General features: G+C 64.8%; 22 protein-coding genes. 15 read left to right on the top strand and 7 right to left on the bottom strand.

The features are described from left to right. Positions 1–6 precede the first annotated feature (6 nt). Together rdgB and rph are read right to left on the bottom strand one after the other, a co-directional pair. Positions 7–636, bottom strand: a complete 630-nt coding sequence (rdgB, locus tag I603_RS03650; RefSeq protein ID WP_068862409.1) for an RdgB/HAM1 family non-canonical purine NTP pyrophosphatase — start codon at positions 634–636, stop codon at positions 7–9. Then, positions 633–1,346, bottom strand: a complete 714-nt coding sequence (rph, locus tag I603_RS03645) for a ribonuclease PH (protein ID WP_068862408.1) — start codon at positions 1,344–1,346, stop codon at positions 633–635. The genes rdgB and rph overlap by 4 nt, the downstream gene beginning before the upstream one ends. Positions 1,347–1,425: 79 nt before the next feature. On the opposite strand from rph, the gene hrcA reads away from it, so the two are divergent. Further along, a complete protein-coding gene (gene hrcA / locus I603_RS03640; RefSeq protein WP_068862407.1) occupies positions 1,426–2,469 on the top strand; it encodes a heat-inducible transcriptional repressor HrcA in 1,044 nt (347 codons plus the stop codon). Positions 2,470–2,486: 17 nt separating this feature from the next. Next, positions 2,487–3,056 carry a nucleotide exchange factor GrpE gene (locus I603_RS03635; RefSeq protein WP_068862406.1) on the top strand — a complete coding sequence of 190 codons (570 nt, stop codon included), beginning with the start codon at positions 2,487–2,489 and terminating at the stop codon, positions 3,054–3,056. A 4-nt stretch (positions 3,057–3,060) separates the two neighbouring features. Here I603_RS03635 and I603_RS03630 read toward each other — a convergent pair whose 3' ends face one another. The 3 genes from I603_RS03630 to I603_RS03620 form a co-directional block, all read right to left on the bottom strand. Then, positions 3,061–3,633 carry a hypothetical protein gene (locus I603_RS03630; RefSeq protein ID WP_068862405.1) on the bottom strand — a complete coding sequence of 191 codons (573 nt, stop codon included), beginning with the start codon at positions 3,631–3,633 and terminating at the stop codon, positions 3,061–3,063. Next, positions 3,630–4,052 (bottom strand): vgr related protein, encoded by a 423-nt coding sequence (locus I603_RS03625; RefSeq protein WP_068862546.1) that lies wholly within the window; start codon positions 4,050–4,052, stop codon positions 3,630–3,632. Before I603_RS03625 ends, I603_RS03630 begins: the two co-directional genes overlap by 4 nt. Before the next feature lie 116 nt (positions 4,053–4,168). Beyond that, complete coding sequence (locus I603_RS03620; RefSeq protein WP_232305235.1) at positions 4,169–4,681, bottom strand: copper chaperone PCu(A)C; 513 nt, start codon at positions 4,679–4,681, stop codon at positions 4,169–4,171. Between the two features lie 170 nt (positions 4,682–4,851). Here I603_RS03620 and dnaK point away from each other — a divergent pair, with 170 nt between their 5' ends. The 3 genes from dnaK (at position 4,852) to I603_RS03605 (ending at position 8,652) form a co-directional block, all read left to right on the top strand. Further along, on the top strand, positions 4,852–6,774 hold the full coding sequence (gene dnaK / locus I603_RS03615; protein ID WP_068862403.1) for a molecular chaperone DnaK: 1,923 nt from the start codon (positions 4,852–4,854) through the stop codon (positions 6,772–6,774). A 91-nt stretch (positions 6,775–6,865) separates the two neighbouring features. After that, positions 6,866–8,005: a molecular chaperone DnaJ gene (dnaJ, locus tag I603_RS03610; RefSeq protein WP_068862402.1), complete on the top strand. Its 1,140-nt coding sequence runs from the start codon at positions 6,866–6,868 to the stop codon at positions 8,003–8,005. 11 nt (positions 8,006–8,016) lie between these two features. Next, entirely contained in the window at positions 8,017–8,652 is a 636-nt protein-coding gene (locus I603_RS03605) for a DUF6445 family protein (RefSeq protein ID WP_084439803.1), read from the top strand. Here I603_RS03605 and I603_RS03600 read toward each other — a convergent pair. Further along, positions 8,649–10,964: a patatin-like protein gene (locus I603_RS03600; RefSeq protein ID WP_068862401.1), complete on the bottom strand. Its 2,316-nt coding sequence runs from the start codon at positions 10,962–10,964 to the stop codon at positions 8,649–8,651. The two genes, I603_RS03605 and I603_RS03600, sit on opposite strands and share 4 nt — an antisense overlap. A gap of 73 nt (positions 10,965–11,037) precedes the next feature. Between I603_RS03600 and radA the strand changes: the two genes are divergently transcribed. From radA to rnr, 9 genes are all read left to right on the top strand, one after another. Further along, a complete protein-coding gene (gene radA / locus I603_RS03595) occupies positions 11,038–12,405 on the top strand; it encodes a DNA repair protein RadA (RefSeq protein WP_068862400.1) in 1,368 nt (455 codons plus the stop codon). A 12-nt stretch (positions 12,406–12,417) separates the two neighbouring features. Continuing rightward, positions 12,418–12,963: a CvpA family protein gene (locus tag I603_RS03590; protein WP_068862399.1), complete on the top strand. Its 546-nt coding sequence runs from the start codon at positions 12,418–12,420 to the stop codon at positions 12,961–12,963. A 5-nt stretch (positions 12,964–12,968) separates the two neighbouring features. Further along, on the top strand, positions 12,969–13,409 hold the full coding sequence (locus tag I603_RS03585) for an iron-sulfur cluster assembly scaffold protein (RefSeq protein WP_232305234.1): 441 nt from the start codon (positions 12,969–12,971) through the stop codon (positions 13,407–13,409). A 57-nt stretch (positions 13,410–13,466) separates the two neighbouring features. Next, positions 13,467–15,098, top strand: coding sequence for an MFS transporter (locus I603_RS03580; protein WP_068862398.1), 1,632 nt, complete (start codon positions 13,467–13,469; stop codon positions 15,096–15,098). Continuing rightward, a complete protein-coding gene (gene alr, locus I603_RS03575) occupies positions 15,091–16,137 on the top strand; it encodes an alanine racemase (RefSeq protein ID WP_068862397.1) in 1,047 nt (348 codons plus the stop codon). Before I603_RS03580 ends, alr begins: the two co-directional genes overlap by 8 nt. Before the next feature lie 78 nt (positions 16,138–16,215). Beyond that, positions 16,216–16,791 carry a polyhydroxyalkanoate synthesis repressor PhaR gene (phaR, locus tag I603_RS03570; protein WP_068862396.1) on the top strand — a complete coding sequence of 192 codons (576 nt, stop codon included), beginning with the start codon at positions 16,216–16,218 and terminating at the stop codon, positions 16,789–16,791. A 49-nt stretch (positions 16,792–16,840) separates the two neighbouring features. Continuing rightward, entirely contained in the window at positions 16,841–18,385 is a 1,545-nt protein-coding gene (locus I603_RS03565) for an aminoacyl--tRNA ligase-related protein (protein ID WP_068862395.1), read from the top strand. 37 nt (positions 18,386–18,422) lie between these two features. Next, on the top strand, positions 18,423–19,799 hold the full coding sequence (locus I603_RS03560; RefSeq protein ID WP_198157213.1) for a M20/M25/M40 family metallo-hydrolase: 1,377 nt from the start codon (positions 18,423–18,425) through the stop codon (positions 19,797–19,799). Between the two features lie 198 nt (positions 19,800–19,997). Beyond that, entirely contained in the window at positions 19,998–22,283 is a 2,286-nt protein-coding gene (gene rnr, locus I603_RS03555; RefSeq protein WP_232305233.1) for a ribonuclease R, read from the top strand. Between the two features lie 4 nt (positions 22,284–22,287). On the opposite strand, the gene I603_RS03550 is transcribed toward rnr, so the two are convergent. Then, positions 22,288–22,740, bottom strand: coding sequence for a universal stress protein (locus I603_RS03550; RefSeq protein WP_068862393.1), 453 nt, complete (start codon positions 22,738–22,740; stop codon positions 22,288–22,290). Positions 22,741–22,878: 138 nt separating this feature from the next. On the opposite strand from I603_RS03550, the gene I603_RS03545 reads away from it, so the two are divergent. Next, positions 22,879–24,303, top strand: a complete 1,425-nt coding sequence (locus I603_RS03545) for a 2-oxo acid dehydrogenase subunit E2 (protein WP_068862542.1) — start codon at positions 22,879–22,881, stop codon at positions 24,301–24,303. Positions 24,304–24,331 lie beyond the last annotated feature (28 nt).

Genomic DNA, 24,331 nt, shown 5'->3' with positions numbered 1-24,331 from the left:
CGCAGTCTAGCCGCCGAACTGCTCCGCGACCAGCTTGGCAAAGGCATCGGCGCGGTGGCTGATGGCGTGCTTCGCCTCCGGTGCAATTTCAGCAAAGGTCTGCGAGCCGCCCGTCGGCACGAACACGGGATCATAGCCAAAGCCCAATGTCCCTCGCGGCGGCCAAGTCATGCTTCCGTCACAGCGGCCTTCGTAGATCGCATATTCGCCGTCCGGCCAGGCGATTGCGAGGACGCAATGGAAGGCGGCGGAACGGTCGACGCCTTCGCCCTGTTCGGCCAACATTCCCTCGACCTTGCCCATCGCCATGTACCAGTCGCGGCCCGGTGCGCCCTCGAACCATTGCCGTTCGGCCCAGTCCGCGGTGTAGACGCCCGGACGCCCGTCCAGTGCTGCCACCGACAGCCCGCTGTCATCCGCCAGCGCCGCCAGTCCCGACGCCTCGGCCGCAGCGCGGGCCTTGATGAGGGCGTTCTGGGCGAAGGTGGTGCCGGTCTCTGCGGGTTCGGGCAGGCCCAATGATCCGGCCGAGATGCACTTGACCCCGTAGGGATCGAGCAGCGCCGAGATTTCCTTCAACTTGCCCGCGTTGTGCGTGGCAATCACCAGCGTGCCGGAGCCCAGGCGGCGTGTCACTTCACCGCGTCCAGCTGCGCAGCGAAGATCCGGTCGGCGCCGATGCGGGCCAGGCGCAGCAGGCGCAGCAGGGCTTCCTCGTCATAGGTCGCGCCTTCTGCCGTGGCTTGCACCTCGGCGATCTTGCCGCCCGTGAGCAGCACGAAATTGCCATCGGCCTCGGCGGAGGAATCCTCGTCATAGTCGAGATCGAGCACCGGCGTGCCCTTGTAGATTCCGCAGGAAATCCCCGCGACCTGCGCGGCAATCGGATCCTGCTTGATATCGCCCGAAGCCATCAATCCGTTGACCGCCAGACGCAGCGCAATCCACGCACCTGAAATCGCCGCGGTACGGGTGCCGCCGTCCGCCTGGATCACGTCGCAGTCGAGCGTGATCTGCCGCTCGCCAAGCTTCTGCAAATCGACCACGGCGCGTAAAGACCGCCCGATCAATCGCTGGATTTCCTGCGTGCGGCCCGATTGCTTGCCCTTCGCCGCTTCACGCTGCCCCCGGGTGTGGGTGGCACGCGGGAGCATTGAATATTCGCCCGTTACCCAGCCTTCGCCCTTGCCGCGCAGCCATGGCGGCACATTCCGCTCGACGCTGGCGGTGCACAGCACCTTGGTGTCGCCGAAGCCGATCAGGCACGATCCTTCGGCATGGCGGGTAAAACCGGTTTCGATGGTGATGGCGCGCATTTCATCGGGCGCGCGTCCTGAAGGGCGCATGGGGGACTCCGTAAGTAGGCTTGGGGCCATTAGGCGTGGGCCACTTGTCGCGGCAAGCGCAAACACTAAGATTGCACCGATGACTTCACTTCCCGTCACCGAACTGACCCAGCGCGCGCGCGAGATATTCCGGCGCGTTGTCGAGGAATATATCGAAAGCGGGCAGCCGGTGGGCTCCAAGACGCTGGCGGCGGATGGCACGCTCAATCTTTCGCCCGCCTCGATCCGTTCGGTGCTTGCGGATCTGGAAATGGCAGGCTTGCTCGCCGCGCCCCATACCAGCGCTGGACGGATGCCGACCGATGCGGGCCTTAGAATTTTCGTCGACGGGATGATGCGCGTTGCCGAGCCGACCGCGCAGGAACAGGCCGCAATCGAGGCGCGACTGGCCGAGGCCGGGCCGGTCGAGGCGGCGCTCAAGCAGGCAAGCGCAATTCTTTCCGATCTGTCGGGCGCGGCGGGGATGGTGCTCGTCCCCCAGCGCGAACAGCGGCTCGCCCAGTTCAGCCTCGTCGATCTGGGACAGGGCCGGGCGCTCGCGGTGCTGGTGGGCGAGGATGGCGGGGTGGAGAACCGGATCGTCACCATCGGCGGCGCCCTGAACCCCGGTACGCTCGATCGCGCCTCGAACTACATCACCGCGCGGCTTGCCGGTCGCACGCTGGGCGAGGCGGCGCAGGCGATGCGGTCCGAGATCTCCGCCGGCAAGTCGCAGCTCGATGTCGCCTCGCGCGATCTGGTCGAGCGCGGCCTTGCCGTCTGGAGCGAGGACGCCGCCGCACGCCCTGTGCTGATCGTGCGCGGCGCGGCCAACCTGCTCGATGAAAGCGCGCTGGGCGATATCGAACGGGTGCGGCTGCTGCTCGAGGATCTGGAGAACAAGCAGTCGGTCGCGCAGTTGCTCGATTCGGCGCGCGAGGCCGAGGCGACGCGCATCTTCATCGGTTCGGAAAACCGCCTCTTCGCCCTGTCCGGCTCTTCGGTCATTGCCTCGCCCTATCGTGATCGCGAGGGGCGGGTCGTCGGCGTGCTCGGCGTGATCGGCCCGACGCGGTTGAATTACGCGCGGGTTGTCCCCATGGTGGATCTGACCGCCCGTTCGCTGGGCAAGCTGATCGCTTGAATGGAAAGCCACACAACATGACCGAGAACGACAAGCCGCGCGATGAAGCGGCCGAAGCCGAATTGAAGGGTGTCCCCGAAGAGTTTCTCGATAACCCGGAAGGGGAGGACGGCCTTGCCGAGGCACTTGCCGCACTCCGGCGCGATCTGGAAGCGGCCAAGCAGGACATTCTCTACGCACAGGCCGAAACGCAGAACGTGCGCCGCCGTCTGGAGCGCGAGAAGGACGAGGCGCGCGCCTACGCCGCGACCGGCTTTGCCCGAGACATCCTTTCAGTTGCGGACAACCTCGCCCGCGCCGTGCAGGCGATTCCCGAAAGCCTTCGTGCCGACGACAGCATGAAGGGGCTGGTCGTGGGCCTCGAAGCCACCCAGCGCGAGCTGGAGAAGGTCTTCGCCGGGCACGGCATTACCCGTATTGCCGCCATGGGCCTGCCGCTCGATCCCAACCAGCACCAGGCCATGCTCGAAGTTCCCACCGCCGATGCGGAGCCCGGCACGATCGTGCAGGAGCTGCAGGCCGGATGGATGATCAAGGACCGGCTCTTGCGCGCAGCGATGGTGGCTGTCGCGAAAAAGCCGGACTAGGGTTTCAGATCAGATAGATCACGAGATAGCGCGCAATCAGCAAAGTCAGCAGGGCCGTGCTGATGTTGCGATTGCGCGTCACCGCCGTTGCCAGCATCAGCGCCAGCAGCACTCCGGTAAGGACCAGTGCGATAGGTCGAAAGGCCGTGTTCACAAGCACGGGAATCGACAGGATGAAGAGCCATTGCACGATGACCATCATGATCAGCATGGCAAACACGATGCGGTGCACCCGGAAGTAATGCGTATCGAGGTCGACGAAATCATCGGGCCTTGATGGAAACACCAGCCTGCTTGCAAGGAAGTAGGCCCCGGAAAACACCACCACGCCCAGAACCATCGGCGTGCTGACGGTAATCAGCCGCTGGATCGGCCACGCGAACATCCAGAACGACAGAAGGTCGAGGATCACGAAGACCGCCAGCAGCGGTGTCAGCCAGCCGATGCGGAAGGGCTCTCCGTCCGCCTGGCGCTGGAGCCTGAATTCGAGCGTGCGCCCGAGACCTGTCAGCAATTCGACCAGAGACAGGCCGAACACCAGGCTGAAGAGGGCAAAGACAAACTCGAATTCGCTCATGACGACCGGCTCCCGAAATCGACCAGACGGTCATAGGCCGCAGCATCGGCCACGCCCGCAACCCATGCTCCGCGCCTCAGCAGAAAGGCGTGCCGCACAATCTCTGCCTGTTGCTCGATGCCGTAACGCTCGAGCCTCCATCCCGGTTTCAGCGCATAGTCATAGCGGCACCACGGGTGGCGGCGCGTCACCAGATACCAGTGCCCGTGTGTCTGGGTCTGCCAGACATGGGTCATCTCGTGGATGAAGTGCGCCTGCAAGGTCAGCGGCGCGAGGGCAAAATCGTCGCAGTAATGCGCCGCATCAGGGTGAAAATGGAGGTGCCCCATGGGGGCCATCGTCACCCGCCGCGACTGGAAGGGCAGGAACCTGCGGCGCCGGATTGTGACGCGCGCATAGTCGATTGCCGCACCGAACATGCTGCGCGCAAGAGCAACCTCTCCTGCCGTCAGCGGGCGGATACCGCCGACCGGACAGACCGGCGGCGGCGCATCACGCTGCACCGCCGCCAGTTCGTCTGCAGTCAGCTGGTCGATCAGCGCTCTTCACCTGCCGCGCGTACTTCGGCCTCGAACACCTGGGTCGCGCCGCCCGACATGGTGAGTGTCACTGTCACCTTGTCGCCCGGCGCAAGCTCGGCCGAAGGCTCCATCGCCATCACATGCAGTCCGCCCGGCTCGAAGGCGACCTTAGTGCCTTTCTTCAGGGCGATGGGGAGAGCCTCCATCATCTGCACCTTGAAGTCATATTCGCCGTAGTCGTGCATCATCGCGCTTTTCGCCTCGGCCACCTCGGCCTTGCGGATCGTGAGCCCTTTGTCACCTTCATAGGCAAGGTCGAAATAGACCGCCGCCGGATTGCCCGCGACCGGCGCGAGCACCATGCGCGCATTGCTGATGGTCATGCCCGGAACCTGCCCCGCTACGGCCTCTGCCGCGGGCGCCTCGGTCTCGCCGCCGCAGGCCGCCAGGCCCATTATCGCTGCCGCCATGCCCGCAGCCAGCAGACCTGCACGCATCCCCCTTACCGATCCCTTGTTGTTTTTCACGTTATTGCACTCCCTCTTGGCAAGGGCGGAAAACTAGGGCCTCACAAGTCTTGTGCCAAGCAAAACCGCACCTATATCGCGCTCACAAACGAGCTGCCGAAGCGCCTTGCCTTGCACGAGGGAGGTGCAAAAGGCGGTGTCCAACAATCTTCCAGATGGATGGGGAAACAATGGGTAAAGTAATCGGTATCGACCTCGGCACCACCAACTCCTGCGTTGCTGTCATGGACGGCGGCAAGCCCAAGGTCATCGAGAATTCCGAAGGCGCGCGCACCACGCCTTCGATTGTCGCCTTCACCAAGGATGGCGAACGTCTGATCGGTCAGCCGGCAAAGCGCCAGGCGGTGACCAATCCCGACAACACCCTCTTCGCGATCAAGCGTCTGATCGGTCGCCGTTTCGACGATCCGCTGACCAAGAAGGACATGGAACTCGTCCCCTACAAGATCACCAAGGGCAAGAACGGCGATGCCTGGGTGAACGCTGGCGGCGAAGACTACAGCCCCTCGCAGATTTCCGCCTTCATCCTGCAGAAGATGAAGGAAACCGCCGAGAGCTACCTCGGTGAAACCGTGACGCAGGCCGTCATTACCGTCCCCGCATACTTCAACGACGCCCAGCGCCAGGCGACCAAGGACGCAGGCCAGATCGCAGGGCTCGAAGTGCTGCGCATCATCAACGAGCCGACCGCAGCCGCGCTCGCCTATGGCATGGACAAGGACGACGGCAAAACCATCGCGGTCTATGACCTCGGCGGCGGCACCTTCGATATCTCGATCCTCGAAATCGGGGACGGCGTGTTCGAAGTGAAGTCGACCAATGGCGACACCTTCCTTGGCGGCGAGGACTTCGACAATGCAATCGTCGAGTTCCTTGCGGATGCCTTCAAGAAGAAGGAAGGCATGGACCTGAAGTCCGACAAGCTCGCCCTCCAGCGCCTGAAGGAAGCGGCGGAAAAGGCCAAGATCGAGCTGTCGAGCGCGGCCACCACCGAAATCAATCTGCCCTTCATCACCGCGCGTATGGAAGGCGGGGCGACCACACCGCTGCACCTCGTGGAAACGATCACCCGCGCCGACCTCGAAAAGATGGTCGACGGGTTGATCCAGCGCACGCTCGAGCCCTGCAAGAAGGCTCTGAAGGATGCCGGCATCTCCAAGGATCAGGTCGACGAGGTGATCCTCGTTGGCGGCATGACCCGTATGCCCAAGGTGCGCGAAGTGGTGGAAAGCTTCTTCGGTGCCAAGCCGCACACCGGCGTGAACCCGGATGAAGTGGTCGCCATGGGTGCTGCCATTCAGGCGGGCGTGCTGCAGGGCGACGTCAAGGACGTGCTGCTGCTCGACGTGACCCCGCTCAGCCTCGGCATCGAGACGCTGGGCGGCGTGTTCACCCGCATGATCGACCGTAACACCACCATCCCGACCAAGAAGACCCAGACCTATTCGACCGCCGAGGACAACCAGAACGCGGTGACGATCAAGGTCTATCAGGGCGAGCGCGAGATGGCCGCGGACAACAAGCTGCTCGGCAATTTCGACCTGATCGGCATTCCGCCCGCACCGCGCGGCGTGCCGCAGATCGAGGTCACATTCGATATCGACGCCAACGGCATTGTCTCCGTGTCGGCCAAGGACAAGGGCACCGGCAAGGAACAGACGATCAAGATCCAGGCGTCGGGCGGCCTTTCGGACGCAGACATCGACCAGATGGTGCAGGATGCCGAGAAGTTCGCCGAGGAGGACAAGAAGCGCCGGGCTGCCGCGGAAGCGCGCAACCAGGCCGACAGCCTCGTGCATGCGACCGAAAAGCAGCTTGAAGAGCATGGCGACAAGGTCGATGCCGCAACCAAGTCGACCGTCGAGGAAGCCATTGCGGCGACCAAGACCGCGCTCGAAGGCGGCGATGCCGATGATATCAACGCCAAGGCTCAGGCGCTGACCGAAGCAGCGATGAAGATGGGTCAGCAGATCTATGAAGCGCAGCAGGCCGCCGGGCCGGAAGCTGCCGCCGAAGGTGCTGAAGAGACAGCCGCCGACGAAGACGTCGTCGACGCCGAATTCTCCGAGGTCGACGAAGACAAGAAGGGCTAAGGCCCCGATGCCATCCAGTGCATCGCTGATGTGCCCGGTCCCCCTTTCCGGCGCATCGGCGATGGCTGGTCACGGGGAATAGGTCAGCATCATGTCCAGCGCCCAGCTCGATTACTACCAGACACTCGAAGTCAGCCGCGATGCGGACGGGGCCACGCTCAAGAGTGCCTATCGCAAGCTCGCGATGAAGTATCACCCGGACCGCAATCCGGGCGACAACGAGTGCGAGGCCAGGTTCAAGGCAATCAACGAGGCCTATGACTGCCTCAAGGACCCGCAGAAGCGCGCGGCCTATGACCGCTATGGCCATCAGGCCTTCACGCAGGGCATGAACGGTGGTGGCGGTTTCGGCGGCGGAGGCGGGCGCGGCGATTTTGCCGATATCGGCGATATCTTCGAGACGATCTTCGGCAGCGCCTTTGGCGGCGGCGGTGCGCAGCGCCAGCAGAACCGGCGCGGGGCGGACCTGCGTTATGACATGCAGATCAGCCTCGAAGAGGCATTCCACGGCAAGAACACCGAAATCGAGATCGAGGTCTCGCAATCCTGCGACACCTGCGATGGCAGCGGCGCCACGCCCGGCACCTCCGAACGCCAGTGCAACCTGTGCCACGGCATGGGCTCTGTGCGCGCCAAGCAGGGGCTGTTCGTAATCGAACGGCCGTGTCCCACTTGTAGCGGGCGCGGCAGCGTGATCGAGGATCCGTGCAAGGTATGCCGTGGCGAGGGCAGGGTCGACCGTCCGCAGGCCCTGAAGGTCGAAATCCCCGCAGGCGTCGACACCGGAACCCGCATTCGCTTGTCCGGCAAGGGCGAGGCAGGTCAGCGCGGCGCGCCGCCGGGCGATCTCTACATCTTTCTCCATGTCCAGCCACACCGCGTATTCGAGCGCGAAGGCACGACACTCGCCACCCGGATTCCGGTGAGCTTCACCACCGCAGCCCTTGGCGGCTGCGTCGAGATTCCCGATCTCGACGGGAGCACCAACAAGCTCGACATTCCGGCCGGCATCCAGTCGGGCAAGCAATTGCGCATCCGCGGAGCGGGCATGCCGGTGCTGCAAGGGCGCGGGCGCGGCGATCTGGTGGTCGAAATCGCCGTCGAGACCCCTACCAAGCTGTCGCGCCGCCAAAAGGAACTGCTGGAGGAATTCCGCGCCACCGAAACCGGTGAGGAATGCCCCGAAAGCCGCGGTTTCTTCGACAAGCTCAAGGACGTCTTCGGGGGCTGAGGGCGGACACGGTGCTGCCCTCGCTCATCATCCTCGACGATTTTCTGAAGGACCCGTGGGCTGCGCGCCGCGCAGCGCTCGCGCTCGATTATGATCCGGCGAGGCAACACGGCAATTTTCCCGGCCTCAATTCCTCCGCGCCGCTCGATACGGCTGCGGTGGACAGCGCGGTCTCCCGTCATCTGGGAATGCGCCTTGGTGCAGCCCCGGGCACCCAGCACGGGCATTGCCGCCTGACCCGCAAGGGCGACAGGGGCAAGAGCGGGGTCCATATCGATCCGGCCAGCTACTCCGGCATCCTTTACCTCTCGCGACCCGAAGATTGCGCCCGGCCGGATGCCGGTGGCACTGATTTTTTCCGGCACAAACGCACCGGACTAGAGAGCGTGCCGCATGATCCGGCGCGTATCGCCGCTTCAGGCTATGCAGATGCGAATGCCCTGATCGAGGACGTCGTCAACAAGGACACCAAGCTGCCTGCAAAGTGGGAGCGCACCTTGCGCGTGCCGGCCCGGTTCAACCGGCTGCTGCTGTTCTCGCCCTGGCAGTTCCACAATGCCGCACCCGGTTTCGGTACCACGCCGGAGGATGCGCGGCTGGTGATGCTGCTGTTCTTTGCGCCGGTGGCAGCGGCGGGGCGCAGCTAGCCCATCCGTTCCCGGACCTCGAGCCGGATCTGCTCGATCAGCCCGCGCTGGCAGCGCCCGGCGATTTCCTCCTCTTCCAGCAGGGCGAGGAACACCGCCCGCTTGGCCGCGCGGATCCGCGCTTCGGGCATTGTCCCGCCAGCGGTCGAGGCGACCAGGTCGATCATTCGCTCGGCCCCGTGGATGCGTCCCCACAGGTAATCGTTCTCGCGATAATCGCGGCTGAAGAAGGCGCCGAAATTGTAGAACTCGATACCGCGCAAGGTGGCGCTGGTGCCGCCGTCGCGCACCGAAGGCGCGTCTTCGGGGGAAATGCGGTCAATCCGCACCGGGTTGAACTCGTCCAGCCCCTCGCGGCGGGTCAGCGGAAAGGTTGCGAGATCGTAGAAGGGAAAGCCCAGATAGGTCAGCAACATCCTTCGCTTGAGCGTCTTGGGCACCTCTTCGAGCGCATCGATCAGCATCTCCTCGGCAGCCAGATCAGTTGTCGGCAAAAGCCGCTCGGCGGCGAGGAAATCGAGTGCCGCCCCCGGTTCAGCCTGTGCCCTTGATGCAAGATAGGCAAAGCGCGGGTGACCCAAAACGGCGCTGTCCGTCCGGTAGTAGAGCGCCAGAATATCGTAGAGCCGGTCACGCGCACGGTCGAGCGCATCGTCGGGGATTTCGGGATCGAGCTCCCAGTCACGCGAAAGCTTGCGCGCCAGCATCTGCAACCGGCGGATACGGAAGCCGATATCGTGGGCGCGGAAGAAAGCGATGGCTTCAGCGCTGGCACCGCCGTCCTTGTCGGTCAGCCGCTCAAGTCCGCGCGCGGCGAGTTCACGGCGCAGGATCTGCGCCAGCTGCGCGTGGTCATCGGGACCGGCTCCGGCAGCTTTCAGCGTCAGCCGCGCCAGCTGGTCGAGGATCGCGTCGAACTTGGTCAGGGCATAGGCCCCGAACGCAAATCCGGACCGCTCGGCCGCGGCCTGCTGCGCCTTGGCCCGCCATCCCGCAAGCCGCTTGGGCGTCGGCCGGTCGAGCAGGAACGTATAGCCGAACAGCTTCTCCACTGCCCGGTCGATATCGGGCTGCAGGTCCATCACGATCTGCTTCAAACGCGCTGCGTCGCGCGATTGCTGTTCGATCCGTTCGAGATCGTCACGGATCGGTTGCTCGCGCGGAATGGTCGAGAGCGAACCGAAGATCGCACCGAAAAAACCGATTTCGCGCTGCGAGGCGGCAGGCGCGAACTCGCGGCTTTCCGGACGCGGGTCGATATAGACGAAGCGGCGGTCGACCTCGCGCTGGGCCGGCCGGCCCTGAAGCGCATCGAGCGCCGCGCCGAAGGGCGCATTGACCAGAACAGCACCATCGATCAGCGCGACCTTTTCGATACTTCCGTCACGCATGTGCGTGGGCATGATGCGCTGAAGGAAGGCTTCGCGGCCCGTCCAGACATGACCCGCCTTTGCGGCAAGCTGGTCGATCTCTTCGATGGCAAGCGGCGGAAAGGCACCGGGAAAGCTCGCCGTCGCCCGCGCGGCGAGCACCAGTTCGAGCCTGTCGGCCAGCGGCTGCGGCGGATTGGCGGCAACGCGGCTGCGGAAACAGATCGGCAGGCGATGCTCCATTTCCTCGATCTGCGGAGGCGAGTTGAGGCGCAGGCTTTGCGGATGGCCGCGAAAATCGGTCGCGGTCACGGCCAGATCGATCGGATAGCCCGGCGGGAGCAGCGCGATGCCATCACCTTCCGATTCCATCTTTCCGAGCGCCTCGTAAAGCATGGTGGAAAAGCGCGGACCGGAGAAGGGCGGGCTGAACCAGCGGCCGCGCACGAAGCGCGAGACCTTGTGGCGCACTTCCGCGCGGGTTTCGGGCGCGACAGTGGCGCTCACGGCATTGCCGGGCCGGCTCAGGAACCATTCGGCGATCGGCTGCGCCCAGAACTTTGCAAACCGCCACAAGGGCTGGGCTGCCGGATCGGTCAATTCGCTGACGTCGGCATTTTCGAGCCACAGGTCCGTCAGCGGCTCGAGGCTGTGTCCCGAATGCAGCGCCTGGGCAAGAAACACGGCGTTGATCCCGCCCGCGCTCGCACCCGTTAGAATGTCGGGCAGGACGCGCAGTCTCACGGCTTGCGCATGCTCTATTTCCGTGAGGAAGGCGTGATAGGCCTGCGCGACACCGTCCAGCGGGACGGCATCAGGCTGGTGAAATGCCCGGCTTGCACGGGCAAGGTGCCAGATTTCCTTGGTGATGCCGTGCATGTAGACCGCAAGGCTGACGCCGCCGTAGCATACAAGAGCAAGGCGCAGTTCCTTCTGCCGCATGGCCTGTCCCTAGCGCGCAATGCTGCGCCAATGCAATTGCGTTCTAATTCTGTTCCGTTTATGGCGGCGCCTTATGGCAAAGTCGAAACGCCGTTACGTGTGTCAGGCCTGCGGGGCGGTGTCGCCGCGCTGGCAGGGCCAATGCGCCGATTGCGGTGAATGGAACACGCTGGTCGAAGACGTGCCGGCAACGGTATTCTCCCAGAAGCACGATCTCTCGCGCGGCGGGCGGGCGCTCATGTTCGAACCCTTGAACGCGCCAACGCAATTGCCGGTCAGGAAGTCCACGGGGCTTGCCGAATTCGATCGCGCGCTGGGCGGGGGGCTGGTACCCGGCTCGGCGGTTCTGATGGGCGGGGATCCCGGCATCGGCAAGTCGACATTGCTGCTCCAGACCGCGGCGACCATCGCCCGGGGAGGCAATGATGTCGTCTATGTCAGCGGCGAGGAAGCCTCGGGTCAGGTGCGCCTGCGCGCGGCGCGCATGGGCGTTGCCGATGCACCGATCCGGCTCGCCTCGGAAACCTCGGTGCGCGATATCCTGACGACGCTGGGGCAGGGCGATCCGCCCGCGCTGCTGGTGATCGATTCGATCCAGACCATGCATTCCGACATGATCGAAGGCGCGCCCGGCACGGTCAGCCAGGTGCGCGGCTGCGCGCTCGAGCTCATCCGCTACGCCAAGGAAAGCGGCTGCGCGCTGGTGCTGGTCGGGCACGTTACCAAGGACGGCACCATCGCCGGGCCGCGCGTGCTGGAACACATGGTCGATGTGGTAATGAGCTTCGAGGGCGAACGTTCGCACCAGTACCGCATCCTGCGCGCGCTCAAGAACCGCTTCGGCGCTGTCGACGAGATCGGCGTGTTCGCGATGGCGGCAGAGGGGCTGGCGGAAGTCGCCAACCCATCGCTGCTGTTCCTGTCGGGCCGCGAGACGCCGCTGGCGGGCAGCGCGGTGTTCCCGGCGCTGGAGGGCACGCGGCCCGTCCTCGTCGAAATCCAGGCGCTGATCGTTCGTCTGCAATCGGGTGCCACCCCGCGCAGGGCGGTGGTGGGCTGGGACAGTGGGCGCCTCGCCATGCTGCTGGCGGTGCTCGAATCGCGCTGCGGGCTGAATTTCTCCTCGGCCGAGGTCTATCTCAACATTGCCGGTGGCTACCGCCTGACCGATCCCGCCGCCGATCTTGCGGTCGCCGCAGCCCTGGTCTCCGCACTCGCCGACAGGCCCTTGCCCGACAAGGCGGCCTGGTTTGGCGAAGTCAGCCTTGCGGGAGAGATCCGTCCCGTCGCTCACGCTCCGCTGCGGCTGCGCGAAGCGGCCAAGCTGGGCTTCTCGCGCAGCTACGGCCCGGTTGGTGGCGCGGACAGTGACAATGCGCCATCCTATCGCGGACTTGCCGCACTTGCGAACCTCGTTGACCAGGTGATGGGCTCGGCATAGAGCTTTCTGGCCATGGCAGGGCTCGATATCATCATTCTGATCATTGTGATCGTTGCCGCGATCGGCGGTTTTCTGCGCGGGCTGGTGCAGGAAGTGCTTTCGCTCGCGTCCTGGATATTTGCGGCACTGGCAGTGCATTTCCTGCATCCGGTCCTCACACCGGCACTTACCGACCTGCTCAATTCCTCGCGGCTGACGCCGGTCCTGTCATTCGTGCTACTGCTGCTGATCCCCTATGCGGCCATGAAGCTGATCGCAGGCAATATCAGCGAGGCATCGGACGGCGCGATCCTCGGGCCGATCGACCGCGTACTGGGTTTGGGGTTCGGGGCGGTGAAAGGCGCGTTGATCGGCATTTTCGCGTTCTCCTTGCTGGCGCTCGGCTTCGACGAGGGCTGGGGATACAAGGGCCGACCGGTATGGATCATCAGTGCGCAGACATATCCCGCTGTCGATGCCTTCTCGCGCGATCTGGTTCCGATGATCGCGATCCGGCGTGACAGGCTGCGCCGCGAATCCGACGCGCGCGATGCCGCCGCGGCAAGGGCGGGCAGCTGATCACCTTGGCAGCCGCGACCCGACCGACGCTTTATTCGCCGGACATTCTGGCACTGGCCACCACTCTCGCTGCCTATCCGCTGGATGACAACCTGCCGCTTCGCGCCGAGGCGCGCTCGCGTACCTGTGGCAGTGCGATCACGATCGGGGTGGCACTCGGCGCGCAAGGGACAATCGAGCGTATCGGGATGCAATTGAGCGCCTGCGCCATCGGCCAGGCATCCGCCGGGTTACTGGCGCGGGAGGCAGCCGGGGCGGCGAGCGGCGATATCACCTTGACCATGAACGGGATCGTGCGCTGGCTGACAGGTGCTGGTCCGCTGCCCGAGTGGCCCGGCCTCGACCTGCTGGCCCCGGCGCGGGAGCATCCTGCACGTCACGGGGCCTTGCTCCTGCCGTGGACGGCAGCCTGCAAGGCGCTTTCAAGCAGCGCTACGGCGGGCTAGAGGTCATTCGAGACAGGTTGCTGCCGGACAGCAGCGATGCGACAGGGATAGTGGGACATGGCACAAGCGCAGGCGCCCGGCACTCGCGAGCCGAGCGAGAAGGAAATCCGCCTGGTGATCGGCGCGTCGAGCGCGGGCACCATCTTCGAATGGTACGATTTCTTCATCTACGGCACGCTGGCCTACATCCTCAAGGACGCCTTCTACGCCACCGACAACGAAACGCTCGGCCTACTGCTGGTTTGGTCGACCTTCGCCGTTGGGTTCGCATTCCGACCGCTCGGTGCGATCCTGTTCGGCTTTCTGGGTGACAGACTGGGCCGCAAATACACCTTCCTCGTCACGGTCACGCTGATGGGTATTGCCACGGCCGGCGTGGGCCTGATCCCGACAGTCGATACCATCGGCATGGCCGCGCCCATCATCGTCATTCTGCTGCGCATCATTCAGGGGCTCGCGCTCGGCGGCGAATACGGTGGCGCGGCGATCTATGTCGCCGAGCACGCCCCGCCCGAAAAGCGCGGCTATTACACCAGCTACATACAGGCCAGCGTTGCCGGCGGTTTCGTGCTGTCGATCATCGTCGTGCTGGCGTGCCGCTTCCTGATCCCGGCCGATGCCTTTGCCGCCTGGGGGTGGCGCGTGCCATTTCTGCTGTCGCTGATCCTGCTGGCGATCTCGCTGTGGATGCGGCTGAAGCTGTCCGAAAGCCCGGTGTTCCAGGCGATGAAGGCGGCGGGCGAGACCTCGGGCAATCCGTTCATCGAAAGCTTCACCTATCCGGGCAATCCGAAGCGCATCTTCGTCGCGCTGTTCGGCATCACCGGCATCCTGACGACGATCTGGTACACCGCCTTCTTCTCGGGGATGAGCTTCCTGCGCGGGCCGATGCATGTCGATGACCGGACGGTGGAATGGGTACTGCTCGTCTCGGGCCTTATCGTGATGAGCTTCTACGTCATCGTCGGCAAGTGGTCCGACCGGATCGGGCGCAAGAAGCCGATCATCATCGGCGCGGCGCTGACGCTGGCACTGCTGTTCCCGCTGTTCTGGGCGATGGGCAGCCTGGCCAACCCGGGTTTGGCCAAGGCTGCCGAGCGCACCCCGATCGTGGTGAGCGGCCCAGCCTGCGTGACCGATCCCTTCGCCGAGCTTTTCCAGCGCGAGCAGACAGATTGCGGCAAGATCCTCGAAACGCTCACCGCTTCGGGCGTGCCTTACACGCTCCGAATGGATAGTGCGCTCTCCCTGACCGCGGGCGGCGAGCCGATCGCCATCGATCCCGCGTGGTTCGCCGACGGCGCGACGCGTCGGGCGGGCATCCATGCCGCGCTCGCTCCTTACGGTTTCGATTTCGCCAAGCAGCAGCCGTCCATCGCCAACATCCTCGGCATCATCGGAGTGCTGCTGGCACTGGGGATGCTGTCCGCGCTTACTTATGGCTCGGTCGCGGCGCTTCTTTCGGAGATGTTTCCGCCCAAGATCCGCTACTCCTCGATGTCGATCCCGTACCACATCGGCGCCGGATACCTCGGCGGGTTCCTGCCGCTGATCGCGGGGGTAATCGTGGCGAGCACGGGCAACATCTATTCGGGCCTGTGGTATACGTGGGGCGTGGTTGCCTTCGGGCTGGTGGTGGCGTGGTGGGGCATCCCTGACGGCCCGCCGAAAGACTTTGCCGATGAATGAGGTTCCGCCGCCGCCCAGCTTGCGGCTGACGGTCGATACCGCAGCGCTGGCTGCAAACTGGCGCGCGCTCGATGCCCTGTCAGGTGCGGCGCGGGCGGGCGCCGCGGTCAAGGCGGATTGCTACGGCCTCGGCGTCGATACCTGTGTGCCGGCCTTGCGCGATGCGGGCTGCGAGACATTCTTCGTCGCGCACTGGAGCGAGGTTGCCGCAGTTGTCCGCCATGTGCAGCCCGCGCAGGTTGCGGTGCTTCACGGGCCGCTGACCGAAGCTGACTGCGCCTATGCCCGCAGCCTTGGCGCGGTGCCGGTCATCAATTCGCTTGAGCAGGCGGTGCGCTGGACGGCCAGCGGCGGCGGGCGCTGCCATGTGATGGTCGATACCGGCATCAACCGGCTCGGTATCGCGCCGTCCGAGGCCGGCGACCCGGTCATCGCCGCCCTCGATATCGATATCCTGATGAGCCACCTCGCCTGCGCCGACGAGAACAGCGCGATGAACGCAGGCCAGCTCGCCGCCTTCCGGGAGGTCGCCGATCGCATCCCGCATCGCCGCGCCAGCCTTGCCAACAGCGCGGGAATCGCGCTGGGGACCGATTACGCCTTCGATCTGACCCGCCCCGGACTTGCACTTTATGGCGGGGTGCCGCGCGACGAGCTGGCCGGGGCAATCCTCCCTGTCGCCCGGGTGGAGGCGACACTGCTGCAATGCCGCAGCATCGCAGCGGGCGAGAGTGTGGGCTACAATTCGACCTTTGCAGCGCCCCGACCGATGCGGGTCGGTACGGTTTCGATCGGCTATGCCGACGGGTTCCTGCGCCTGCGCGGACCGGGCAATGCCCTGATTCACGGCGCACGCCGGCTCCCGATCCTCGGCAAGGTGTCGATGGACATGGTGGTGGTCGACCTCGCCGAAGCTCCTGACCTTGGTGCGGGCGCCTGGCTGACGGTGCCCTGGGACATCAATGATTGTGCGCAGCAAAATGCGCTTTCGCCCTACGAGTTGCTCACGTTAATCGGGCGCCGTCTGCATGCGCACTGAGCATTTTCATGCGCTGTTATTGCGCTGCAGCTTGTGCAGGTGCTAAGGTGCCCTAGGGTCAACACACGGGATAAGATAATGGTCGGCAGGTCGAAAGCGGCATCGGGCGAGGCGGGCGATGCGGTCATCATCAAGAAATACGCCAACCGCCGCCTCTACAACACAGCCTCCTCAAGCTACATCACGCTTGAAGACCTTGCGCGGATGGTGCGCGAGAATATCGATTTCAAGGTGCTCGACGCCAAGACCGGCGACGATATCACTCACTCCATCCTGACCCAGATCATCATGGATGAGGAAGCGAACGGCGGCCAGATGCTTCCCGTGAGTTTCCTGCGCCAGCTGATCGGGATGTATGGCAATTCGATGCAGGCCATGATGCCTTCATACCTCGAAGCCAGCATGGCCAATTTCCGCGATAACCAGTCGAAGATCCGCGAGGCCTTCGAAAAGGGGATGAGCGCCAGCCCTTTTGCCGCGCTGCATGAAACCAACATGGCAATGATGCGCGCTGCAGCCGACGTGTTCATGCCGGGCATCGGCAAGCCCAAGGACAAGCCCGCAGCACCCGCCGCAGAGGCGAAGGACGAGATTGCCGCCCTTCGCGAACAGATGGCAGCCATGCAAAAGAAGCTGGACGAACTGGGCAAATAACGCGAAGCGGCGCGCGGTTTTGCACCCGATTCAGTCAGGAAGTTCTGCAGTGTCCCAGATCCGCCACGCGCTAACCGTCAAGCGCGAAGACGATTTTGCCAAATGGTACCAGGAGGTCATCTCAGCGGCCGACCTCGCCGAGGAATCGGGTGTGCGCGGCTGCATGGTCATCAAGCCCTGGGGCTACGGCATCTGGGAGCGCATCCAGCGCCTGATGGATGACCGGATCAAGGCGGCGGGCGTGCAGAACTGCTACTTCCCGCTGTTCATCCCGCTCGCCAACTTCACCCGCGAGGCCGAGCACGTCGAAGGCTTTGCCAAGGAGATGGCGGTCGTCACGCATCACCGCCTGATTGCCGATGGCAAGGGCGGGCTGATCCCCGATCCCGCCGCCAAGCTGGAAGAGCCGCTGGTGGTGCGTCCGACCTCGGAAACCATCATTGGCGATGCCATGGCGCGCTGGGTGCAATCCTGGCGCGATCTGCCGTTGCTCACCAACCAGTGGGCCAACGTGGTGCGCTGGGAAATGCGCACCCGGATGTTCCTGCGCACCAGCGAATTCCTCTGGCAGGAAGGCCACACCGCGCACGAGAACCGCGAGCAGGCGCTCGAGGAAACCCACCGCGCGCTGGAAATGTACCGCGCCTGCGCCGAGGATGACCTCGCCCTGCCGGTGATCGCCGGCGAGAAGCCCGAAAACGAGCGCTTCCCCGGCGCGGTGGAGACCTGGTCGATCGAGGCGATGATGCAGGACGGCAAGGCGCTGCAGGCCGGCACCTCGCACTATCTCGGCACCAATTTCGCTCATGCGGCGGGCATCCAGTACCAGGACCGCGAGGGCGCCCAGCAATATTGCCACACTACCAGCTGGGGTGTGTCGACGCGGCTGATCGGCGGGGTGATCATGACCCATGGCGATGACGATGGCTTGCGCGTCCCGCCCGCCATCGCGCCGCAGCAGATCGTTATCATCCCGATGCTGCGCGAGGCACCCGAAGATGCAGAGCTGATCGCCTATTGCGCGGAGCTGCGCGTCGCGCTGGCCGGGCAGTCGGCGCTTGGTGAGCGCCTGCGGATCCTGCTCGATACTAAACCCGGAAAGGCCGCGGCCAAGCGCTGGGACTGGGTGCGCAAGGGCGCGCCCGTCATCATCGAAGTCGGCCCGCGCGACATGGCCGAGGGCAAGCTCGCCGTGCTGCGCCGCGACCGGCTCTGGAACACGGCCAACGGCAAGCCCGCCTTCACCTATCCGGCACAGGGCGAGTTTGTTTCCGGCGCAGGGGCGCTGCTCGAGGATATCCAGCAGTCTCTCTTCGACGAAGCCCGCGCCCGGCGCGATGCCAATATTACCCGCGGCATTACCGAGTGGCAGGCGGTGGTCGATCACTTCGAGAAGGGCGGCAAGTATCCGGGCTGGGTCGAGGTCGAATGGGCCAAACCCACCGGCGCCGCGCTCGATACCGTTGTAGAGAAACTGAAAGCCGTCAAGCTCACCATTCGCAACGTGCCGCGCGATGCCCAAGCTGCCACCGGCGCCTGCATCTTCACCGGCGAACCGGCCGTCGAGCGTATTCTGGTGGCGCGCGCCTACTAGGCTTGCATCGCGGCGAGGCACGGGGCAGGGAAGGCGCATGATCAAGCGCCTCACCCTTATCGCGGCTATTATTGCCGCACCGCTCGCCGCCCAGACCCATCCCGCCGACAAGGTTTCCGAACAGCGCCTCAAAGGCGATGTCGAGAAGCTTGTCAGCTTCGGCACCCGCCACACGCTATCGTCGCAGGACGATCCGAAGCGCGGCATTGGCGCAGCGGTCAACTGGGCGCTGGACGAGTTCCGCCGCATCGGTGCGGACTGTGGCAATTGCCTTGAAGTCCTGCCCGTCGGCGAGGTGATCCAGCCCGATGCGCGGCGTATCCCGACAGCGACCCTCGTGCGCAACGCCGTCGCGATCCAGCGCGGCAGCGAACGTCCCAACGAGGTCGTGATCGTGCAGGGCCATATCGATAGCCGCGTCAGCGATCCGCTGGACTTCACCAGCGATGCGCCGGGTGCCAATGACGATGGCTCGGGCTCTGCTCTGGTGCTGGAAGCCGCGCGCGCGCTGAGCGGCACGAAATACCCCGGCACGATCATCTACGCGCTGCTCTCGGGCGAGGAACAGGGCCTGTTCGGCGGGCGCATTCTGGCCGACTGGGCCGAGCGCCAAGGCTTCACGGTGAAGGCTGTGCTCAACAACGACATCGTCGGCAATTCCTGCGGCAAGGACGGCTATTGCGAGCCCAAGGTCGTGCGCGTCTTTTCCGAAGGCCCGCGCGCCGACCTGACCGACCGGCTTCGGGCCGCACAAACCCGCTTTGGCGGCGAGAATGACACGCCCTCGCGCAACCTCTCGCGCTGGGTGGCGGATCTTTCGGCCAAGCACCCTGACGAAATGCAGGTCCGCCAGATCTGGCGCACCGACCGCATGGGCCGCGGCGGAGATCAGGTGCCGTTCCTCCAGAAGGGCTATCCCGCGATCCGCTTCTCGGTCGGGGTCGAGGATTACGATCACCAGCATCAGGACATCCGCACCGAAGACGGCGTGTTTTACGGCGATACCATCGAGGAAATGGATTTCGCTTATCTGGCTGGGGTGACGAAACTGAACGTGCGGGCATTGGATGCGCTAGCCCGTGCGCCGATGCCGCCAGCGCTTACCGCAAATGCAGCCGTGCGGGTGGATACCGGGCTCAAATGGCGCTCGGTGCCGGGCGGAGATTCCTATCTGATCGTCGCACGAAGGACGGACGAAACGGCGTGGCGCTCGGCTGAACGCGGCGACACCGAAGCGGTTTTCGACCCGATCCCGCTGTTCAATCCTTCGCCCGAGGGCGTGGATTTCGATCTTGCGGCTCCGCTGCGCGGCGATGACTGGATGTTCGGCGTGCAGGCCTGCGATGGTGAATTCTGCTCGCCCGTCTCCAGCGCGGTTCCCGGCGGCGCGTTCGAGCCGGTGGCGAAGGATTGACCGGGAAAATTTCCTACGCCCCCGATTCATGCGATAGGGGGGCAATGGGCGCACCCGAAATCCTGAAACAAGGCCGGTCTTCCCTGTCCGTCAAGCACGGGGATACGGGTGCAACCCTATGGTAATGATGCAGAAATTCGAAAACCTTCAGCTTGACAGGGTGTCAAGTTTGTCAAGCTGTGCTGCGGCAGGTGTAGCATGAAGGGCAAGCCCAAACTCCCGCAGGGGATGCCGAGTGCGCAACAGGTGCTCGACTTCATCCAGTCATCCGACATTCCCGCCGGCAAGCGCGAGATTGCCAAGGCTTTCGGGCTCAAGGGGCAGGAGAAGATCAAGCTCAAGGCCCTGCTCAAGGATATGGCCGAGGAAGGCCTGATCGACGGGAAAAAGTCGGCCTATCACCGGATGGGCGGGGTGCCCAAGGTCACGACCCTGAAGATCGTCGCCCTCGAGGATGGTGAGCTGATCGCCGAGCCCGAAAATTGGGATCCCGAAGCCCCCGGCAAGCCGCCGCGCCTGATCATCCGCGAGCCGAAAATGCGCGGGGCAAAACGTCCTCCGGCTTTGAAGCGCGGTGACCGGGTGCTCGCCCGCACCGAGGAAACGGACAGCGGCTGGATCGCGCACCCGATGAAAAAGCTGCCCGCGCGCACCGAAGGGCTGATGGGCATCGTCGAGATCGACAAGACCGGCAAGGCCTGGCTCGCGCCGGTCGACAAGCGTGTGCGCCAGTCCGCCCCCATCGCCGACCGGGGCGAGGCGGAACAAGGCCAGCTGGTAATTGCCGAGCGGGTGGGGCGCTCCGAGCGCGCGGGGGTCAAGGTGATCGAGGTGGTGGGCGATCCGCTTGCGCCGCGAAGCTTCAGCCTCATCGCCATCGCCAAGCACGGCATCCCGCACATCTTCCCCGACGAGGTGCTGGAAGAGGCTCCGCGCGCGGCCAAGCTCAAGCTCTCGGACAAGGCGCGTGAAGACCTGCGGCATCTGCCGATTGTCGCCATCGACCCCGCTGACGCGCGCGACCATGACGATGCGATCTGGGCGGAGCCGGACGGGCAGGGCGGGTTCAACGCGCTGGTCGCCATCGCCGATGTCAGCTTCTACGTCCGCCCCGGCTCCGCGCTTGACCGCGAGGCGAGGAAGCGCGGCAATTCGGTCTATTTCCCCGACCGCGTGGTGCCGATGCTGCCCGAGGTGCTGTCAGCAGATGTTTGCTCCCTGAAAGAAGGCGAGGATCGCGCAGCAATGGCCTGCCACCTGCACATCGATGCGCACGGCAAGGTCAACAAGTTCCGGTTTACTCGCGCCTTGGTAAGGATCGCGCACAATATCGCTTACGAGGACGCGCAGAAGGCGGTGGATGACGGCAATCCGCCTGAATATCTCGCCAACCTCTGGGCTGCATGGAAGGCGCTGGCCGCCGCACGCCATGCCCGCGATCCGCTGGAACTCGAACTGCCCGAACGCCGCGTGGTGCTGAACGAGAAGGGCCAGATTACGGAAATCGCCATTCGCGAAAGGCTCGATGCGCACCGCGTGGTCGAGGATTTCATGATCGCCGCCAATGTCGCCGCGGCCAAGGCACTGGAGGCGAAGACCGCGCCGGTGGTCTACCGCATCCACGAACCGCCGAGCCGCGAGAAGCTGATTGCCCTGCGCGATTATCTCGCCACGATGGGCAAGAAGCTGGCGCTGGGGCAGGTGGTCACGCCGGGCCTGTTCAACCGGATGCTCAAGGACATTTCCGACGAGACCGAAAAGGCGCTGGTGATGGAAGCCGTGCTGCGCAGCCAGACCCAGGCCTATTACGGCCCCGCCAATGCCGGGCATTTCGGGCTGTCGCTGGGCAGCTACGCGCACTTCACTTCGCCGATCCGGCGCTATTCCGATCTGCTGGTGCATCGTGCGCTGGTGGATGCCTACAAGCTTGAACAGCCCGCGCCTCCGGGATCAATTCCCGCAACCAGCGGCCTCTCCGACCGTGACCGCGCTTCGCTGCAACAGGTCTCCGACGCGATCAGCCAGACCGAGCGGCGCGCGATGGAGGCCGAGCGCGACACCATCGATCGCTATGTCGCGGCGTGGCTATCGGCACGGGTGGGCGAGGTGTTCGACACCCGTATCACCGGCGTTCAGGGCTTCGGGTTCTTCGCCACCATCGTCGGGCTGGGCGGTGACGGGTTGGTGCCGATCTCGACGCTGGGTGGCGAATACTTCCGCCATGACGAGGCGGCGCAGGCGCTGGTCGGGGAAAGCAGCGGGACGACCTTCGCCGCAGGCGACCGGCTGAAGCTGAAACTGGCTGAAGCCAATCCGCTGACCGGTGCCTTGAAGTTCGTCCTGCCCGATGCCGATACGGGCCGGATCGAGCCGCGCGGGACGCGTCCGCAAGATCGCCAGCGCGGGCCGAAGAAGGCAGGCAAATATACCGCCGGCAAGCGCGGCCGCCCCGGCAATATCCGCCATCAGGGACGCCGGAAATAACGCGCTAGACGCCGTGCTCGCGCGCCATCTCGTCATAATCGGCAGGAACGATGTAGAGCGGGCAGGGCAGGGTTCCAGCAGCGGCCGAGAAATGCGTCACCAGCGGACCGGGCGCGGCTCCTCTGGCTGCGCCGAGCACCAGAGCGGCCACCTCGGGATGCTCGGTCAGGAATTCGCCGACGATCTTCTGGCCGTTGCCGATCTTGACCGAAATGGTCGGCATGATCCCGCTTTCTGCCAGAAGATTGCCTGCCACACCGTGGGCGAGCATTTCCGCCCGGTCGCGCGCCTCGGCCTCGATGGTGGCCTGCACCGCGCCGAAAGCGGAGAAGTTCTGCTGCGGCACCAACGCGAGGAGATGCACAGCTCCCCCGACCGCTGCCGCCCGCCGCGCAGCGTAACGCAGAGCAGCCAGCGCCTCTTCGCTCTCGTCGATGATGACCAGAAATGTGCGCATGTCTCGAACCCCGTGAGGAGCCGAGGTATCAATGCATTCGTATGGATTGGCAAGTCCCCCCACTTCTGACCCTTGCCCGCTGCGCCCGAATTGGCCAGAGACATGACCGAGGATCGAACACGGGAGTTTCAGCGGATCATGGCCTTGGACATCAAGATGCCGGCTTTGTCGCCCACCATGGAAGAAGGCACGCTTGCGCGCTGGCTGGTCAAGGTTGGAGACACGATTTCCTCGGGCGACATCATGGCCGAGATCGAGACCGACAAGGCGACGATGGAGTTCGAGGCAGTCGATGAAGGCGTGATTGCCGAGATCCTGATTGCGGAAGGTACCGAGGGCGTGAAGGTCGGCGCGGTGATCGCGCGGCTGGCGGTGGAAGGCGAGGAGGCGGCGCCCGCCTCGGCTACGGCGCCTGCGCCTGTCCCTTCTGCGCCTGCCGAAGGCCCCGCCGCCACGCCGACCGCGCGCAAACTGGCCGAGGCTAACGGCATCGACCTTTCCAGCCTTGCCGGCACCGGCCCCAAGGGCAAGATCACCAAGGAAGACGTGGAAAGCGCGATTGCGGCGGGCGGCGGTTCGCCTGCGCCTGCGGCAAGCCCCGCTCCGGCTCCGGCTCCGGCTCCTGCACCCGCCCCTGCAGCCCCGGGCGCGCGGGTGATCGCCTCGCCGCTGGCCAAGCGGATCGCGGCGGACAGGGGCATCGATCTTTCGCAGGTCAAGGGCACCGGACCCAATGGCCGCATCGTCAAGGACGATGTGGAGGCCTTCACCCCCGCTGCGGCCGCGCCTGAGGCTCCGGCGGCGGCGCCTGCATCCGCACCCGCTGCAGCACCCGCGCCGGTGGCGGTCCCCACGCTCGGCGGCGATCTCGATGCGCCATACGAGGCAATCAAGCTCAACAATGTTCGCAAGGTCATCGCGCGCCGCTTGACCGAGGCCAAGCAGACCATTCCGCACATCTACCTCACCGTCGATGTGCGTCTGGATGCGCTGCTCAAGCTGCGCGGAGAACTCAACAAGTCGCTTGATGCTGACGGCGTGAAGCTGTCGGTCAATGATCTGCTGATCAAGGCGCTGGCCCGCGCGCTCCAGCGCGTGCCCAAGTGCAATGTCAGCTTCCAGGGCGATACGCTGCTGCAATTCTCGCGGCAGGATATCTCGGTTGCGGTGGCCGCTCCTTCAGGCCTCATCACGCCGGTGATCCGCGATGCGGGGCGCAAGGGCCTCGCGCAGATCAGCACCGAGATGAAGGAACTGGCGAACAAGGCGCGCGACGGCAAGCTGATGCCGCAGGAATACCAGGGCGGCACGGCCTCGTTGTCCAACCTCGGCATGTTCGGCACCAAGCAGTTCGACGCGGTGATCAACCCGCCGCAGGCGATGATCCTCGCGGTCGGCGCGGGCGAGCAGCGGCCCCATGTGATCGACGGCACGCTGGGTGTCGCCACTGTGATGAGCGTCACCGGCAGCTTCGACCACCGCGCCATCGACGGCGCGGACGGCGCGCAGCTGATGCAGGCGTTCCAGCAGTTGGTCGAGAACCCGATGGGGCTGGTGGTCTGACGCCATGCCTGTTGGCGAGTTAACGATC

Source organism: Erythrobacter dokdonensis DSW-74, assembly GCF_001677335.1.
Taxonomy (GTDB): Bacteria; Pseudomonadota; Alphaproteobacteria; order Sphingomonadales; family Sphingomonadaceae; genus Erythrobacter; species Erythrobacter dokdonensis.
This window is presented reverse-complemented; position numbering and strand designations above follow the sequence as displayed.

Bases quoted from the DNA above. Each gene is read 5' to 3' on its own strand.
- I603_RS03600 (WP_068862401.1), bottom strand. From the start codon at position 10,964: ATGCGGCAGAAGGAACTGCGCCTTGCTCTTGTATGCTACGGCGGCGTC.
- phaR (WP_068862396.1), top strand. From the start codon at position 16,216: ATGGTCGGCAGGTCGAAAGCGGCATCGGGCGAGGCGGGCGATGCGGTC.
- I603_RS03625 (WP_068862546.1), bottom strand. From the start codon at position 4,052: ATGTTCGGTGCGGCAATCGACTATGCGCGCGTCACAATCCGGCGCCGC.
- I603_RS03630 (WP_068862405.1), bottom strand. From the start codon at position 3,633: ATGAGCGAATTCGAGTTTGTCTTTGCCCTCTTCAGCCTGGTGTTCGGC.
- I603_RS03560 (WP_198157213.1), top strand. From the start codon at position 18,423: ATGATCAAGCGCCTCACCCTTATCGCGGCTATTATTGCCGCACCGCTC.
- hrcA (WP_068862407.1), top strand. From the start codon at position 1,426: ATGACTTCACTTCCCGTCACCGAACTGACCCAGCGCGCGCGCGAGATA.
- I603_RS03590 (WP_068862399.1), top strand. From the start codon at position 12,418: ATGGCAGGGCTCGATATCATCATTCTGATCATTGTGATCGTTGCCGCG.
- alr (WP_068862397.1), top strand. From the start codon at position 15,091: ATGAATGAGGTTCCGCCGCCGCCCAGCTTGCGGCTGACGGTCGATACC.
- rnr (WP_232305233.1), top strand. From the start codon at position 19,998: ATGAAGGGCAAGCCCAAACTCCCGCAGGGGATGCCGAGTGCGCAACAG.
- radA (WP_068862400.1), top strand. From the start codon at position 11,038: ATGGCAAAGTCGAAACGCCGTTACGTGTGTCAGGCCTGCGGGGCGGTG.
- I603_RS03635 (WP_068862406.1), top strand. From the start codon at position 2,487: ATGACCGAGAACGACAAGCCGCGCGATGAAGCGGCCGAAGCCGAATTG.
- dnaJ (WP_068862402.1), top strand. From the start codon at position 6,866: ATGTCCAGCGCCCAGCTCGATTACTACCAGACACTCGAAGTCAGCCGC.
- I603_RS03580 (WP_068862398.1), top strand. From the start codon at position 13,467: ATGGCACAAGCGCAGGCGCCCGGCACTCGCGAGCCGAGCGAGAAGGAA.
- I603_RS03550 (WP_068862393.1), bottom strand. From the start codon at position 22,740: ATGCGCACATTTCTGGTCATCATCGACGAGAGCGAAGAGGCGCTGGCT.
- I603_RS03545 (WP_068862542.1), top strand. From the start codon at position 22,879: ATGGCCTTGGACATCAAGATGCCGGCTTTGTCGCCCACCATGGAAGAA.
- dnaK (WP_068862403.1), top strand. From the start codon at position 4,852: ATGGGTAAAGTAATCGGTATCGACCTCGGCACCACCAACTCCTGCGTT.
- rph (WP_068862408.1), bottom strand. From the start codon at position 1,346: ATGCGCCCTTCAGGACGCGCGCCCGATGAAATGCGCGCCATCACCATC.